General features: G+C 30.5%; 16 protein-coding genes. All 16 read right to left on the bottom strand.

The annotated features are described in order from the left end of the window. Positions 1-8: 8 nt before the first annotated feature. A complete protein-coding gene (locus HF295_RS07530; protein ID WP_312031558.1) occupies positions 9-1,379 on the bottom strand; it encodes an MATE family efflux transporter in 1,371 nt (456 codons plus the stop codon). A 52-nt stretch (positions 1,380-1,431) separates the two neighbouring features. Beyond that, positions 1,432-2,007 (bottom strand): HD domain-containing protein, encoded by a 576-nt coding sequence (locus tag HF295_RS07525; RefSeq protein WP_312031557.1) that lies wholly within the window; start codon positions 2,005-2,007, stop codon positions 1,432-1,434. Continuing rightward, positions 2,000-2,419 carry a hypothetical protein gene (locus tag HF295_RS07520; protein ID WP_312031556.1) on the bottom strand — a complete coding sequence of 140 codons (420 nt, stop codon included), beginning with the start codon at positions 2,417-2,419 and terminating at the stop codon, positions 2,000-2,002. The genes HF295_RS07525 and HF295_RS07520 overlap by 8 nt, the downstream gene beginning before the upstream one ends. 8 nt (positions 2,420-2,427) lie before the next feature. Then, positions 2,428-4,098, bottom strand: coding sequence for a formate--tetrahydrofolate ligase (locus HF295_RS07515; protein WP_376739668.1), 1,671 nt, complete (start codon positions 4,096-4,098; stop codon positions 2,428-2,430). A gap of 7 nt (positions 4,099-4,105) precedes the next feature. Further along, positions 4,106-5,467, bottom strand: a complete 1,362-nt coding sequence (gene rlmD, locus HF295_RS07510) for a 23S rRNA (uracil(1939)-C(5))-methyltransferase RlmD (RefSeq protein WP_312031554.1) — start codon at positions 5,465-5,467, stop codon at positions 4,106-4,108. A gap of 88 nt (positions 5,468-5,555) precedes the next feature. Further along, positions 5,556-7,418, bottom strand: coding sequence for a polysaccharide biosynthesis protein (locus HF295_RS07505; RefSeq protein ID WP_312031553.1), 1,863 nt, complete (start codon positions 7,416-7,418; stop codon positions 5,556-5,558). A gap of 30 nt (positions 7,419-7,448) precedes the next feature. After that, a complete protein-coding gene (locus HF295_RS07500; protein ID WP_312031552.1) occupies positions 7,449-9,020 on the bottom strand; it encodes a sensor histidine kinase in 1,572 nt (523 codons plus the stop codon). After that, positions 8,998-9,693: a response regulator transcription factor gene (locus tag HF295_RS07495; RefSeq protein ID WP_312031551.1), complete on the bottom strand. Its 696-nt coding sequence runs from the start codon at positions 9,691-9,693 to the stop codon at positions 8,998-9,000. The genes HF295_RS07500 and HF295_RS07495 overlap by 23 nt, the downstream gene beginning before the upstream one ends. Before the next feature lie 50 nt (positions 9,694-9,743). Further along, positions 9,744-10,433, bottom strand: coding sequence for a tyrosine-protein phosphatase (locus HF295_RS07490; RefSeq protein WP_312031550.1), 690 nt, complete (start codon positions 10,431-10,433; stop codon positions 9,744-9,746). A 5-nt stretch (positions 10,434-10,438) separates the two neighbouring features. Beyond that, positions 10,439-11,119: a CpsD/CapB family tyrosine-protein kinase gene (locus HF295_RS07485; RefSeq protein WP_312031549.1), complete on the bottom strand. Its 681-nt coding sequence runs from the start codon at positions 11,117-11,119 to the stop codon at positions 10,439-10,441. After that, positions 11,119-11,868, bottom strand: coding sequence for a YveK family protein (locus tag HF295_RS07480; RefSeq protein WP_312031548.1), 750 nt, complete (start codon positions 11,866-11,868; stop codon positions 11,119-11,121). Before HF295_RS07480 ends, HF295_RS07485 begins: the two co-directional genes overlap by 1 nt. Before the next feature lie 73 nt (positions 11,869-11,941). Further along, a complete protein-coding gene (locus tag HF295_RS07475) occupies positions 11,942-12,799 on the bottom strand; it encodes an undecaprenyl-diphosphate phosphatase (protein WP_312031547.1) in 858 nt (285 codons plus the stop codon). 15 nt (positions 12,800-12,814) lie between these two features. Continuing rightward, complete coding sequence (locus tag HF295_RS07470) at positions 12,815-13,657, bottom strand: undecaprenyl-diphosphate phosphatase (RefSeq protein ID WP_312031546.1); 843 nt, start codon at positions 13,655-13,657, stop codon at positions 12,815-12,817. A gap of 109 nt (positions 13,658-13,766) precedes the next feature. Then, complete coding sequence (locus tag HF295_RS07465; RefSeq protein ID WP_312031545.1) at positions 13,767-14,138, bottom strand: desulfoferrodoxin family protein; 372 nt, start codon at positions 14,136-14,138, stop codon at positions 13,767-13,769. Positions 14,139-14,195: 57 nt separating this feature from the next. Continuing rightward, a complete protein-coding gene (locus tag HF295_RS07460; RefSeq protein ID WP_312031544.1) occupies positions 14,196-15,329 on the bottom strand; it encodes a lysophospholipid acyltransferase family protein in 1,134 nt (377 codons plus the stop codon). Positions 15,330-15,441: 112 nt separating this feature from the next. Continuing rightward, on the bottom strand, positions 15,442-17,910 hold the full coding sequence (locus tag HF295_RS07455; protein ID WP_312031543.1) for a hypothetical protein: 2,469 nt from the start codon (positions 17,908-17,910) through the stop codon (positions 15,442-15,444). Between the last annotated feature and the right edge of the window lie 11 nt (positions 17,911-17,921).

Here is a 17,921-nt window from a genome sequence, read left to right as displayed (position 1 = left end):
TAAACTCCTTACTTTAGTACTAACTTTTTTACTTTAACTTGTTCTATCCTAGAGAAGAAATAAGCAAATACGATTAAGATAACCAAGGCTTTGACCATGGTCGAAATATTAATAGACCACCATATTCCTCTTTCATCCATGGTTTTAATTAATATTATGACCAAGGGTATTCTTAAACTATTACCAACAATTCCATTAATGGATGGAACATATGATTTAGCAATCCCATTAAAGAAACCAGTCCCTATCCCTTCAATAATCATAAAGATTTGAGAAAAAGCAATGATTTGTAAATAGACAATACCATGTTTAATGGTGGCAGGTTCATCAACAAATATACTCATTAAAGAACCCGGTATAAAGTACAATAGACCTGTGATTAATAAAGAATAAGGGATTAAAACCATAGCAGCGTAAGCCACAGATATCCTAACCCGGTCAAAGGCTTTCGCCCCAAAGTTTTGACCTACAAAAACAGTAATGGCTGTTTGAAAACCACTAGCAATCATCCAAGTTAATTGTTCAATTTGAACGCCAATTCTTTGAGCAGCCACAACGTCTTCACCAAACAAATAAATTTGCCTAGCAACATAAATAGCAATCAATGTAAAAAACATAGATTGTGTTCCTACTGGCAACCCTACTTTGATGATTTTCTTCATAGCATCTAAATTAAAATTCTTGACTTTAAAAGCTCTTACTTCAGGATTTAACTTATGATAAACAATATAAAAAATAATTAAAGTTACTATTTGTGATGATACAGTCGCAATCGCTGCGCCTGTCAAACCAAGTTTAAAGACCAAAATAAACAAGGGGTCTAATATCATATTGAATATAAAACCAACTGATAAAATCAATAAATTAATCTTCGTTTGACCAAGTCCTTCATTAATAGCTACAAAACCATGAACGATAAACTGAACAATAATTAAACCACCAATAATAGGAATATAATCCATTGCATATTCTATGATTGTTTGTGATTCAATATTAAAAATAGATAAATAAGCCTTTGAAAAAAATAAGGTTAATAATGAAAAAACAAGTCCTAGAACAGTTTGCAATAATAAACCATTACTTGCATAGACATTAACTTTGTCCATCTCATCACGCCCCACTGCGTGTGAAATTCTGACAGATGTCCCTATTTTAGCAATCAATATAACACCAAAACAAAACCAAGTTAAATAAGAAGCTGTTCCTACAGCCGCTACAGCATCTGTTTCAGAAAGGCCAATTGTATCTACCCTGCCAATCCAAAAGATATCTGTAAGATTGTAAGCCATCTGACTTAAGGTTGTTAATAGAATTGGGATGGCTAATAAAACCAGTTTTTCAAATATTTTACCCTGAGTAACGTTATTTACTTTCTTCATGTATTTCTCTAAAAAGAAACCTCCTAAGAAGTTTCTTTCCTTTCTCAATTGATTAATTTTCTAAAAAATAAGTAGCCTCCATATCCGCAGTGGACAAGGCAAAAGCTAGAGGATAAAGCTGAAAAGCTTTACCAACATTCATTGTTTCTTCACCGGCTGAAAAGCCCATATGATAGCGAATAGCGAAGGCTTCTTCCCTAGTCAATTTCATAAAACCTGAAATAATATATACTGATTTTTCACCATGACCATATGGAAGATCATCATCAAAATTATAGGAAGGTACTTGGACCCATTGTCCTTGATCGTTCTTCATATTCCTCATGGTTTTTTTATAGACATTAACTTTACATAAGTCATGAAGTAAAGCCACAATAGCGATAGACTCATCACTTGCCTTTAATTGATAGACGTCTTTGACCCGAGGTCTTTCCATATAAGCCTTTAAGCAATCATAAACATTTAGTGAATGTTTACAAAGGCCACCTGGTTCAGATAAATGATACCTTGTTGAACAAGGAGCTTCAAAAAAATCACTTTTGCTAGATAATAAGTAATTTAATAAATCTTCAGATCCTTCTCTTTTGATATATTGTCGATATATGTCAATAAAACGTTCCTTATCCATTGTAAGCCTCACAGTATACTGCAGTTGCTAGAACTTCATAGACCTTTTCTTTATAAGTTACAGGTACTTCCACTTCTAAAATATCTTTAACGATAAATTCCTCCATGGTGGCTAGGTTTCTAATATAATATCCAATTTGAATATCATTATCTTTTTTAGGTCCATAAAAAACAAAAACATTATCGTCTTCATATATTTTAGCGTGGCTAGAAGTTAACTCTTGAATCATATTGACTGGAGTCACTTTCTCAGATACCAACATTTTATGAGGGTTTTCTAATTGAAATCTTCGTTTTAGTTGATCGTTTAATAAGTTGTCTTTAATCTTATCTTTGGTCTGATCAACAAATTCATTGGTTTTATTAACAATTTTCATACTTTTTTCTTTTAAAAAATTAATAAATTTTTCCATAAAATCACCTAAAACAATCCAATTATTTTTTCATCAACAACATCCATGTTTTCATAAGCACCATGTTTAGGTAAACCAGGCATGGTCATCACTTGTCCAGTCAATGCCACGATAAAACCAGCACCTATCGACGGTTTAAATTCTCTAACTGTAATTCTAAAATTTTGTGGTCTCCCTTTTAATTTAGGGTCATCTGATAAAGACAATGGTGTCTTAGCCATACAAATAGCTAAATCATTCCACTTATTATGGTTAAAAGCTTGAAGTTGTTCTAAAGCTTTTTCACCATAATCTACGCCATCTGCCCCATAGATTTTTTTAGCAATAATTTCAATTTTATTTTTAATTGGCATATTTAATGGGTATAATGGTCTATTTTCATGTGGATTTTCATCTTTGGTAATTTCTACAACCTTTTGAGCAAGATCTAATCCACCTTGACTACCCTTAGAAAAAACTTCAGATAAAGAAATCGGATGATTATTATCTTTTGCCCAATCCATAAGGGCTTGAATTTCATTTTCGGTATCTTTAGGGAACCTATTGATAGCAACCACATAAGGTCTGTCAAAAGTCTTAACTGATTCAATATGTTTTTCTAAGTTCACAAGGCCATCTTTTAAGGCTTGAACATCTTCTTGATCTAAGAGATCATCAGATGCATTTCCATGTAATTTTAAGGCTCTAATACTCGCGACAATGACTACAGCCGAAGGCATGGTATCCATGACACGCATTTTAATATCCATGAATTTTTCCATCCCTAAATCAGCTCCAAAACCTGCTTCTGTGACCACATAGTCACTAACTCTTGAAGCAAAATCAGTCGCAATAATTGAATTAGCTCCGTGGGCTATATTCGCAAAAGGACCCCCATGAATTAAGGCCGGTGTTTTCTCTAAGGTCTGTACTAAATTAGGCTTGATAGCATCTTTTAATAACATGACCAAAGCCCCTTGAATCTTTAAATCCGCAACAGTAATTGGTTGGTCATCCATATCATATGCAACAACCATTGCTGCTAATCTTTGTTTTAAATCGTCTAAATCTTTAGATAAACATAATACTGCCATAACTTCAGAAGCTACAGTAATATCAAAACCATCATATCTTGGAACTTCTCTTTTTAAAGATAAAGCCACTTGAATTTTTCTTAAAGAACGGTCATTCATATCAATGGCTCTTCTCCAAATAACTTTTTCAGGATTGATATTGAGTTCGTTTCCTTGGTATAGGTGATTATCAATCACAGATGAAATTAAGTTATTGCTTGCGCCAATGGCATGAATATCTCCAGTAAAATGAAGATTGATATCTTCCATAGGAACCACTTGAGCATAGCCTCCACCAGCAGCTCCACCCTTCATTCCCATGACGGGACCTAAAGATGGTTCTCTTAAGGCGATCATTGTCTTATAGCCTAAGGCTTTTAAAGAATCTCCTAAACCAATGGTGGTGGTCGATTTTCCTTCTCCAGCTTTGGTTGGGTTTATGGCTGTGACTAATACTATTTTCCCTCTAGGATTCTTTTTGTAGCGGTTGATGGCGTCAAAACTAATCTTTGCCTTGTAATCTCCATAGAGTTCTAAATCTTCAGAACTTAAATTAATGGTTTTTGCAATCTCTAAAATATGTGACATTTTCGCTTTTTGAGCAATTTGTAAATCTGATAACATCATAGCCTCCTTATAATCTATTCATAAATGTTAAACTATCTATTCTTGCTGTCTGTGGGTATAAATCCACAGGTATAATTTTACTTACAGAATAAGACATCATTAATCTATCCATATCTTTGGCAAGTGAAGATGGATTTTGAGAGATATAAACAACTTGGTCCACCTTATATTTATTCAATAAATCAATAGTCGTTTGACTTAAACCATGTTTGGGTGCATTTAAGATAACGATTTTAGTTTGATCATTATTTTTTAATAGCTTAGGTAACACTGCTTCAACATGATCTTGAATCAATTCAATATTTTTAATAGCTAAGTTCTTAATATTAATCTTGGCGTCTAAGATAGAATCTTCTAAATAATCAATAGCAATCACTTTTTCGGCATATTGAGCGAAGAATAAAGAAGATACACTTGATTGTTCATATAAGTTAAGTACAAGGTCATCCTCAGCCATACCTGTATATTTTACGATATTTTCATCCATCATCTCAGATACTTTAAGATGATTTGGATAAGCGCCTGCCAATGATACATGACATTCTAAACCATGATATCTAGTGATTAAACGTTCTTGACCAGCAAGAACTTCAACTGGGGGATGAACAAGCAATTGACTTTCAGCTTGATACATACTAAAGCCTACTGATTGAATTGACTTAAATGTATCAACCAATTCTTTAGCGATTTGTTTAAGTTTAGGCGTCTGTCTATTGACAACAATTACAAGCGATGCTTGATCAGTATCTTTGAAATAACGAATCACCAAATTAAACAAAGTACCTTCTTTATTTCTAAAATCATGAGCTTTCATTTTATATTTTCTAAATAACTTCAATGCCAAACCAGCAATTTGATTTATTTCTTTGTCTTGAATAATGCATTGATCAATATAAACAAAATGATTGGTCATTGGTTTATAATAACCCATGGCTAAACCAAAATTAGTGTTTTTTAAAACCAAGTCTAGATAGGTACTATAGTGTTCTTTTTCTTGGTCATTTAAAGTCTTATCAATTTTATTCTTCACTTCATTTAAATTTGTATAACGTTTAAATGATTGTTCTAAGATTAATTGTTTGATTTTCAATTGTTCATTGTATTCAATGTGTTGCAAATCACAATGCCCACATTGGTCATAATATTTACAAGGTGGTAAAACTCTTTTTGTTGAAGGTCGTTCTATATCGATGATTTTAGCCACTGCGTAATTATCATACACTTTCTCTACTTCGACATTTACCACTTCTTTACGAATAGCTCCAGGAACAAAAACAGCTACACGGTTAAAATAACCAATGCCTTCACCATTGATTCCTTGTTTTCTAATATTAAGTTTTAATTTTTGTTTCTCTATTAATTTCATCATCGTTTTACTCCTAATTCTATTATAACAAAAATAAGATAAATTTCACATTTTCTTATCCAAGAAAAAAACAAGATGTTTCCACCTTGTTTTATAATTTAAGTTGATAAGTATCAACATACTTTCGAATCATCTGTTTTATTTCAATATTCTCTAGTGATTCAAAGATTTGAATAATATCAGATACTTCTTTATTAATGTCCATATGGCATGGAATTTTCTCTATAAATATTTTTTCATTATTGGTTTTGATATGACCGTTACTCTTATCTACCAATAACTCTTCATATAATTTTTCACCTGGTCTTAAACCAATGACTTTGATATCAATTTCTTCAAAAGGTTTGTAGCCCGATAACTTAATCATTTTAAGTGCCAAATCATAAATTTTAACAGGTTCACCCATATCAAGTATAAAGATTTCTCCACCTTCTGCAAAAACAGCCGATTGTAAAATCAATCCACTCGCTTCTGGAATCGTCATAAAGTAGCGGATGATTCGTTTATCTGTCAAAGTAACAGGTCCACCATTTTCAATTTGCTTTTTAAATAAAGGCACTACAGAACCATTGGATCCTAATACGTTACCAAATCTAACAGCTGAATAAGAAGTCTTTGATTGATTAGCAAAGGATTGAATAATCATTTCAGCAAAACGCTTGGTAGCGCCCATCACGTTGGTTGGTCTTACCGCCTTATCTGATGAGACTAAAACCATTTTCTTGACTTGATATATATCTGATAATTTACATACATTGTAAGTTCCTAAAATATTGGTTCTAACTGCTTCAACAGCACTATCTTCCATTAATGGTACATGCTTATATGCAGCAGCATGGAAGACCAAATCTGGTTTATAAGTTTTAAATACATCTTCTAATCTTTGGTAATTATAAACTGAACCAATTAATATCACGAGTTGTATTCTCTTTTTGGTTTCTCTAAATTTAATATTTAATTCTGACTGTAAATCATAAACACCATTTTCATAGATATCAAACAATACTAATAAATCAGGTTCATAATCAACGATTTGTCTCACTAGCTCTGAACCTATTGAGCCACCTGCACCAGTGACTAAAACTGTTTTATGGTGAATAAAACTTTTGATACCTGTCTTATCAAGTTCAACAGGTTTTCTTGAAAGCAAATCTTCAACATTAACATCAATGATTTTGTTAGGTTCATCATCCTTATATTCTGATAATTGAGGTAATCTTTTTATGGTTACTGATCTAGAAGAAATAATATGAATTAAATCATGTAACTTATCTTTACTAATATTAGCAATCGCAATGATAACTTCTTGTATTTGCAAGTCATCAATGATTTCTGGTATTTTTTTGATAGGGCCGAGTATTTCATAGCCAGATAATAATTGTCCAATTTTATTTTCATCATCATCCACAAAGGCTATAGGATTATTAAAAACCTGTGGGTTATTTCTTATCTCATTTAGAACAATTTTACCACCAGGTCCAGCCCCAACAATCAAAGTTCTTTTCCCGGGGCGATACATATGATTGGGCATGACAAGTTTTAATAATCTACGTATGATTCTTGGCGCTACCATAGTGAAAATTTCTAAGAATGTTGTAAAAATAAAGAAAAATTCAGGAATAAATTCAAAATTTGGAATGGCTAAAGTAATAATCGCGATAATGGTATTTGAAATACCTATATGAATAGAAATTTTAACAACTTCATCCAAACCAACATTGACCAATACCAAATGATAAACTTTAAATATATAGTAATATACTATCTTAAAAATAATAATGCTAGGAAGTAGGGTGAAGGCCATTTTATAGTCGAATTCTGTATAAACATATAACCTTAACAATACAATCATGATTGTATAAGTAAAGGCTATACCTATGGCATCAATTGCCATAAAGTTAAATTTTGTTTTATTCCTTAAATAGGAACGACTTCGACTTAATAAATTTTTCATTAACCCCACCTACCACTTCGAATTATTTTATCACAGACTTATATCTGCTTCAATCGGTTTTATGATTTTGATATCAAAATAAAACGTAACACCATTTTTTTCATTCTTAATACCATAAGAATAATCTAAAGATTCAAAAATAGTTTTGCATATAGATAATCCTAAACCATGACCACCATAGGCTCTTGTTCTTGCCTTATCCACCTTATAAAAGCTATCCCACAAGTTTAAGATATCTTCTTCAGGAATTTGACTTCCTGTATTAAATACAGATAGTCTTACAAATGCATCTTCAACTCGAGTTGATATATGTATTTTATTCGGATCGGATATATGGTTAATGGCATTGTTAATAAAATTAATTAAGACCGTTTGTAATTGATCGTAATCAGATTGGACCAAAATATCCTCAACATCCATAGAGAAACTTATATCTTTTTCATTAATTTTTATGGCCAATAACTGATAGGTTGATTCAACTAATTTCTTAATAGAAAATTCTGATTGGTTAACTGTAATTACACCAGATTCAATTTGTGATATATTAAGCAGTTCTCTCACTAATTTATTCATTTTATGGGTTTCATCTATGACAATGTCAAGATAATTATCTTTATCTTCTTTAGAAATATCCTCTAACTTCAAGGCCTCTGAATAGCCCATAATTAAGGACAATGGTGTTTTTAATTCATGGGAAGCAGAAGCAATAAAGTCTCTTCTTTGTTTTTCTATTTCATTTTTATAGAGAATTTCTTCAGCAAGTCGTTTATTAGATACTTTCAATTCTTCTATATTGGTTTTTAATTCATCCGACATTATATTGATAGATTGCGCTAAATGGCCAATTTCATCTTCTGTTTCAACCATAGCTTTATCAGAAAAATTAAGATTTGCGATTTCATTAGCCACTCGATTAATCTCCAAAATAGGGTTTGTTAACTTATAAGAAAGAAAATACATGACAATAGCAGATAAAATCATAAAGAACATACCTAAAACCACGGTAAAAGAATTGAATATCCAAATATTCTCATTGATTGAAGATGTTGTGATGGTATTAAAATAATACATATATCCCTGATTTAAGGGTTTTACCACAAATAAACCTACGAGTTCTTCATCGTGATTAACAGATCGAGGATCAACATCAAAAAGAAAAGCTTTTTCTTGTGATGAATCAATATCAACATCTCTAGCTAATGAGAACTCTTCTTGATTCATTAAAGATTTTTGATATTCATAAATAAAATGTAAAACATCTTGACGATTAAGCCAATAAGAATGTCCATAAACCATGGTCAATATTTGATCATCCTCTAATGTTTCTTGGAAACTCTTATTTAGGTCAAGTTCATTTTCTTGATACAATACTTGAATTGAAATATTATAACCACTTTCAATGACAGCGACTTTATTCTCATAATCAATATCTAGAATGTTAAGTCTTACAGTCTCTTCATAGGCTTCAACTAAATGAGTATTTCTTCTAAATGTATAATAGTTTCTTAATATGGTATTATTAAAAATAATCAAACCTGCAATAAAAGCTAAAATAGTCCCATAGGTGATTAAAAAGAGTTTACTTCTCAGTGATGAATTCATTTTCTACATCCAAACGATACCCTACAGATCTAACTGTAGAGATATAATATGATAAATCTCCTAATTTAGCTCTTAATTGTTTAATATGAGTATCAACAGTTCTTAAGTCTCCATAATAATCGTAATTCCAAACTGCGTTCAAAATTTTATCTCTAGATAAGGCTATACCCTTGTTGTTAATAAAATACCTTAAAAGTTCAAATTCTTTAGGGGTTAACTCTATTTTATCTTGATTAACATAGACTTGCCTTGATGCTAAATCCATATGGATTAGACCAAAATCTAAGACTTGAACTTCTTCTTTTTCCTTATGGAGTATCTTATTAATTCTTGCCATTAAAACCGAAGGAGAAAAGGGTTTAGTCACGTAATCATCTGCCCCTAACTTAAATCCTTTTAATTGATCATACTCATCACTTCTAGCAGTTAACATAACAACAGGGGTTGTCATATAGTCTCTAATACTTTCTAAGACATACCAGCCGTCATATTTAGGCATCATCACATCAAGGATGATTAAGTCAAATTTTTCATTTTTCTCAAATAAAATATCAATGGCTTCTTCACCATCTTTAGCTTCAACTGTATCATAGTTGTGGCGTTTTAAAAACTCAACCAAGAGTTTCCTTATTCTAAATTCATCATCAACAACTAATACACGTTTATTGTTCATAAAAACATCACCTTTCTAAGAAAAGATAATTCAATACCTAAGATATTGAATTATGCTTGTATCACTATTTGATTGTTCATTAATTTTTCAGCACATTCTTTAGAGAATTTTTTCTCTAAATATTGATAAGCATCCTTCATTAAATTTTCATGAATACGATGTGAATCACTGGATACAAAATCAACAAGATCTTCCTTAATTAATTTTTTTATCCACTTCTTGGTTCTTAAACCCCTAGAACCAAGCAAACTTGTTGCATTTACTTGAATAAGAGCACCCATTTTTTTAAAAGCCTTAACATCCTCAATTTTATTTAAATTCTCATATCTTTCAACATGAGCTATTATTGGTATATATTTTTTAACAATCATGTTAAAAATAGCTTCACTGAGCTCATAGACAGATATATCTGTAGAAAACTCAACCAAATATAAATTCTTAAATAAGGCTAAGACTCTTTTATCTTCTATATCTTTTAAAGTGTCCTTGGTATATTTAATTTCATTGGCCAGGTATAATCTAATATCATTCATATCTAGCTTAGATTTTAAAGTATCAAAAATTTGCTTATTTTCTTCTGGGCTCGATATATAATTTCTTAATTTATAATAATGTGGGGTAATAAAAATATCATTAACCCCTTGTTTACTTAAATCATTAATGATTTGGATTGCTTCATCATAATCCCTTACCCCATCATCTACAAATGGTAGTAAATGGGTATGAATATCAATCATCATAATTTTTACTCCTCTTTACTGTAATAGTAATTATATGAGTAACCTGTGATTTTTGGATCTACATTAGCGAATACAGATCCTAATATGTTAATACCGGCATCTTGTAGTTGTTTTAAGCCCATTTTAGCTTCTTCTTTTTTGGTTTGGTTGTAAGCCACAACATATATAACACCTTCAACCATTTTAGAAATAATAAAGGCATCAGTCACAGATAAAACTGGTGGTGAATCGACAATAATCACATCGTATTTACTTTTCACATAATCAACTAAAGCATGAGTTTTTTTGCTTTCTAAAATAATATGTGGACTTGTTGTGTGTTGGCCAGATAGAATTAAGTCAATGCCAGATTCATCTTTAATGATGATGTCTTCAACTGATTTATCTTCAACTATATAATCATAAAAGCCTAAATCATTGGCTTTTTTAAAGGCACGATGAATTTTTGGTTTCCTTAAATCAAAATCTATAATTAAAGTCTTTTTTCCACGTTCTCTATAAACAGCTGCTAAATTTATAGCTGTAGTAGTTTTACCATCTCTAGGAGTTGCGGATGTGGTTTGAATAACTTGGATAGGTTTATCAATGCCGTGTAAACGTATATTTAATTCTAATTTTCTGTAAGCTTCAGCTTCAGGAGAATTAGGCATTTCTAAGACAACATTTCTATATTCAAAAAATTCCATTATTCCACAACCTTTCTTTCTTTAATGGTACCAGGAACTGTAGCTAAAACTTTGATTTTTAAGTGTTTTTCTAGTTCTTCAGGTGATTTAAATTTATTATTAAAAGCTTCTTTAATAAAAACAACACCCAAAGCAATGATTCCACCTAAGATAACTGATATAGCAATATTTAAAACCTTGTTAGGAGAACTAGGACCACTTGGATAAGTAGCTTCATCCAAAAGGCTTAACCTATCTTTCAAATAAATATTTTCTCTATCTTCTCTAGTTCCATTAGCGATTTCAATCGAATTTTCAATTAATTGATTGGCTATCTCTTGAGCGAGTTCAGGTGATGTTGATTCTACTTGTATATAGATAATCAAAGCATCTTGAGGGCTGGAAATAGAAATTTGACTTTTCAAATTGCTGATTGATGTATTCTCAAGTTCAGGAACATCCTCAATCACACTTGCTAAAACAGTGTTTGAAATAGCAAAATCATTATATGTTCCTCTAATTGTATTGGCAATATAAAGAGCAGATTGTTCACTGCCTACATTTTCTTCAACCTTAACTTGCATTTGTAGGGAAGCATTGGCTGTATATTTAGGTGTCGCAATTACAAAGGTATATACAATACCTAATACAACAACCCAAAACCCAACAATAATAATCAAGGCTATATTGTTCCAAACTATCTTAAAAAGTTCTTTTAAAGATATCCCTTCTTCTTGTTCAGTATTTATTCTATCTAGTTCTTCATTCATAGTAAATCTCCTTTAATTATGATTAATGCTATTATACAATAATCGTCTTTATAAAACAATAAAGTCATATAATTTAATATCTAATAATTCCTATCAATAAAGCGATCAAACCAAAGATCACATTATAGACATAAAACATTCTAAAATTACCCTTTTGAGTAATGATGAAAATAAACTTCAAGGCATACAAAGTACCAAAGAAACTTATAAACATAGAGGTAAAATAATAAAAATACATATACCATAAAGAAGTATCAAAATCTAATAAGCTATGGATATCAACAAAACCTCTAACCACATAGACCAATATTGAGCCTAGAGATATAGGAATGCTCATTAGAAGCGAAAATTTCAAGGCTGTATTATAAGATAATTCCTGTTGGGTTCCAGCTGTGGCAGTCACTGCCAAACGACTTACACCAGGTATTAAAGCTAAGATCTGAAATAAGCCTATAACCCAAGCTTTTTTAGCTGTGACTTTAGTCGAAGTATATAAATCAGTACGATGTCTTGATAAATAAAGTATTGTACCTGTCAATAAAGCCCCTACACCAATAATAATTAAAGATATATTGGCAATATCAATACCAGATAAGGTCAAGATTGTCCCTAATATACCTATAGGTATAATAGCAATCAAAATATTTTTTAAATATATGGATGATTTTTTATATTCTGGATTATCTTTTTTCTTAACCAAATCTAAGTATGTATGACATAATAATTCTTTTATATTTTTTCTGAAATATACGATTAATGCGAATAACGATCCTAAATTGACTACAATTAAAAAGAATTGACTGTATTCAAATTGATCATTGACTATAAACTGAATAAAGGCCACTTGGCCACTTGAAGATATTGGTAATACTTCGAATATTCCTTGAACAATACCATAAAGTATATAACGGACTAATTCTAGTAAATCCATATAACCACCTAATTTCTATAAGATATAAAGCAATATAGCAAAAGCGCTCGCACCGAAACAGTAGTAAGAAAAGTATTTAATTTTACCAGATTTAAAGATATTAAAAATAAGATTATAAGCAATATAAGTCGCAATCATAGCCCCTAAAAAAGCTAATAGATATAAGAAAATTTGATTATTTTCATATACAACTTTTTCGCCTCTAAATATATCAATAAACATTAACAATATCGATCCTATGGATACTGGTATATAAATGATAAAAGAAAAATCTAATGCAGACTCAACCGAATTGCCTCTTTTTAAAGCTGCAGAACTAGTCATACCGGATCTAGATACTCCTGGGATTAAAGCCACCGACTGTGCCAATCCCATAAGGACAATATCTGTCCAGCTTAAGTTCTTTCTCTTTGAATCAAAAGGTTCTTCTCTTGTGATGTAATATAGGACAGTCGCTGTCAATAATAACCCTATTCCCACAAGCAAAAGACCATGTGTTGATAGTATATCATTAATAGTATCTTCTAATATTAGTCCTACAAGTCCTGCTGGAATAATAGCGACAATAATCTTTAAAATATAAACAAAATCTGATTTAACTGAGTCTCTTTTAGCCTTATTAAATATATATACAAAAAAAGACGTTATCAGTCGCAAAAGTCTTTCCCGATATAAAAATATAAAAGTAAATAAAGAGCCCGTGTTTACAATAATTAAAAATAAGATATTATCTGCAAAATCAATTTTCAAAATATATCTAGAAATTTCAACATGGCCACTAGAAGAAATTGGTAATACTTCTGTGACCCCTTGGACAATTCCTAAAAATAAATACTTGAGTGCTTCAATGAAAGCCAAAGACATCACCACCGACAAATAAAATGTATATGAATATTTTAACCTAAATATAGGTATTTTACAATTGATTTGAAAAAAGAAAGCCATATTATTGGCTTTCTTTTTGCTTTTATAATTCTTTCATCCATAAACCGTGAATATTGCAGTATTCATAGACTTTCACAGGTTGATTTAAATCAACAACAAAGTCAGCCTCAGGTTTGTCTCCAGGTTCAAATGTTTTAATAAGATATCTGTCACCGTTTTCAATAAAAATCCATTGAATGAAATGTTTTTCAAGCATAGGATGTTCAACAGAACCTACTTTAACATTAATTTTGTTTTCGCCGATTTTTTCAATGACTGGTAAATGTTTTTCATTACCTTCTTCTTCTTTTTTAGCTTCTAGTAATATCATTGGTTGTTTGCAGCAATCTAGTGGTGAATCCACTGGATAGGTGTAACAAATTCTTTTACATTTTTCGCAAAAATAAATATTCATAAAAAATCCTCCTTTTTTATTTATCTTAACTTTATTTTATCATATCTAAAAAATATATCAATCTTGCTTCTTAATATATTCTAAAGAATCCTTCATTAAGATTGGATCTTCTATTTTAAAAGCATAAATTATCCCTTTGTATTCAAAGACTAGTTCATCTTTTCTTAAAAGACTAAGTCTTTTAATTTTTTTTATTTCAAACATTATTTCATCATCTCTATTTTGAACAAAAACTGCTTTGCTCTTGGGATTTATCTCCATGTCCATATAGTTAAGTTCTTTAATAGAATCATCATCCATATTTAATAAGTTCATAGATCCGCGAGTAAAGATACTATTGGATAATATTTGCGGTAAGGCTTGTTTTTGTAACTTATCCCAAGTCATTAAATCATCGAATTCAAAACCAGATAATAATAAATAAGCATTAAAATGACCTAATTTTCCGCAATGTTCACAATAAATACTCTCGCCTTTTGTATAAATAGTTTGATGTTTAGAACATTTAGGACAAAAGTAGATGTATTTTTCCAATCCTAAAGCCCGATGTTTATTTCGATATAAATATTTTTGTTCTTTATTCCATTGAAAATCATTGTAAGCTAGGTGGTCAACTAAAATATCATGGATTTCTTCTATTGATAAAATCTTAATTCTCTCTTTTGTTAATATCATTTGATAATCTAAATCAATATTAGCTCTAAAAGGTATTTTTTCTCCCCATCGAGGATTCGCTAGATAGGATCCTTGACTTTTAACCATGGCTATATCAAGGGGATATTTTTTGATTAACTTTGCTGTACTTAAAGGCAATAGATGATTTTCACCAAAATAAGAAGCGCTTTTTTCTGGGAATATTAAAATTGCTTTATTTTTATCTATTTGATCCTTAATTTCATGAATAGATTTAATATTGAAAAGTTCTCGGTGTACTTCTATACTTTTAACGACATTGGTTAATAGATGTTTCCATTTTGGATTCGATAATTCTAAATGATCAACAACCATGGTTGGTTGTTTCTTTAAATACAAGCTTTGTAATATGCCGTCATTTAAAGATGGATGATTAGCTAACAAATAATAAGAATCTTTTCTATTCTTGTTAAAGTCATTCCACTCTATATGAATCTTATATTTTATATTGAAAATTATTTTATATAATAACTTATAGAAATTTGTTTTTATGTTCATTTAGTCACCAAACCTTTAAAGAAATTATACCATAAATTCTATGGTTGTTTTGTGAATATTTTCAAAAAAATAATAGCGGCAAATATGCCGCTATTAAGTTTATTTATTTATCTTAATAATATAATCCGCCGAATAATGCTGCGAAAGCCATAACATTAGTCATTTGAGTTTGTGTTAAATTTGTATAATCATAATCTTTAATAATGTTTGCTTGGGCTATCGTTTCCGTAATAGTATTGTTAATATTAGTTTCTAATTCCGTAATTTGAGCCAAAGTTAAGCCAGTTTGAGCCATCATTTCCGGAGTAGACATAAGAACAATAAATTCATCAATCATAACATTAATATCAGTTGATGAATCCGCATAAAAATCTATGAAAACATTAGAAATTAAGATCATTAATCCATAAGTTGCATTTTCATTGGTATCTATTTCTGATACTATTGTTTCTAGATCATCTATATAATTATTAGAATTGATGGTAGCGAATAAGTTTTTAATTAAATTAAAATGATTTTCAGATGTATCTTGAATCATTTGGAAAATAACATCATAAATCACCATCATCATACTCATTCCCATTTCGCCTTGAAGTTCACCATACATCATATCATTGATTGCTGATTGAACTTGGGTTATAGAATAAAAAGTATTTATAAAAGCTTCGTATTCAGTAAGCGTCATGTCTTGAACCATTGGATTTAATAAGTTCATAACTTCTTTGATTAATGCAAATCCAGCTTCTGTTTCAGTCATTTCATTTGATGAAGTTCCTAAATATACTTCTTCAGTGACTATATAACCTACTGTATCTAAATCACTTTCTGAAAAAGCATAGATGAATGAACTTTGTGTTAAAGTAAACTCATAAGCAAGGCTTTCACCAGCAGACAAATAAGTTTCATCATTGACTAACTCTGTATCTCCAGCATATAAGAATACTTGCAAGAAGCCACTTTCATAAGTATTTAAACCTTCAGTAACTAGGTAATAAGTCCCAGCAGGAAGATAATAGTCGAATCCAAAATCGAGTCCATTATTATCATCATTATATATTAGAAAAACGTTTCCACCACTAGAAAAGGCAGCTAAATCAAATATTCTATCAATAATTGCATAATCACTTGCAATAATTGCATCTAACAATTCATTAAAGTTTTCATCCATAGCTTCTTGTAAAATCAAGATATTGTTAAAATCAAAATTATCTTCAAAAATAGTTCTTATTTCTGTTTCAAATTCAGTCATATCAATTTCTAGATTCATCATGTAATATAAGTTAGCTGTCATAGTCATAACCATTGATTCTACAAACATATCTTCTTTCTCTTCATCAGAATAAATGTTATTGATTTCATCAATCTTACTTTGGTTGTCAGCTAAGAATTCATCAATCATTCCAAGGTTCTCTTTGATAAAAGCTTTAACCGAATCAAGAGATTCTGTTTCAGCGACTTCAACGAAAGCTTCAAGATAAGCTTGATCTATATCTAACATAAAATCAAACATTAACTCAATACTTAATTTAGAAGCAAGTGATTGTTTTGAAACATTAACAATTGCAAGATTGACTTCATCTTCAACCATGATACTAGCCATAGCCATCATTGTTGTATTAATCATCACAAAGTCTTCTAATTCAGGCAAGTTATCCTTAAGCATATTAATCATATCGTCCTTAATAGCAATGATTGTTGCGATATCTTGACTTGAAGGCTCATCAGAGGTTTCAAATGAATTCATCAATGATTGAATATTAGCAAGCATTTCAGAATCAATTGAAGCTTCAATATCCATAATGTACTCAACCATAATCATAACTGATCGAACAGCTTCATCAGCATTTTCTTCAATAAATGTTAATAAATTTTCTAACATTAAGATATCTTCTGAATATAAATCATAACCATAAGTGGCATTTCTCGATTGATAGTAATCGATTTCTTCTTGAATTAATATTGGTAATTGAACTTTAATAAGTGCTGATACTAAGGCTTCAATGTTTTGTAATTCCATATCATCCATAACTCCATCAATTGCGTTATAGATTGCTGATACTCCTGCAGATGGATCCATTGTTTCTAATGACATCAGTGAAGTCATCATTGCATCTAAATCTGAAGATAACATACCTTTGTTGATTAATTCTTCAGCGAACGCTTCAGAATCATCAACTATTAATCCATATTGTTGTAAAGATAATTGCATAGCAGCTTTTGCTTGAGTTCTATTCGCAACATAAGCAACACCAGTACTCATATTTGAATTTAACTTACCACTAGGAGCAATAGCTTTAACAGTAAATGATATTTGTTCTCCACTTAAACTAGAGAAATCATAAGATGTTCCTGTCACTTCTGTTTTTAATTCACCATCAACATATACATTATACTTAACTGCATCTTCAACCGGATCCCAAGTTAATGTTTTTGTTGAGTCGTTAACACTTAAGTTAACTGGCATGTCTAATTGTTCAAAAACTGTGACGGTTTCATCAGTAGGTAATGTTTCATCACCAGTACATGATATAATTCCAACCACAGCAAATAAACTTAATAGTAATAACCATAATTTTTTCATTTTTTACTTCC

The organism is Hujiaoplasma nucleasis, from assembly GCF_013745115.1.
In the GTDB taxonomy this organism is placed as follows: Bacteria; Bacillota_I; Bacilli_A; order Izemoplasmatales; family Hujiaoplasmataceae; genus Hujiaoplasma; species Hujiaoplasma nucleasis.
This window is presented reverse-complemented; position numbering and strand designations above follow the sequence as displayed.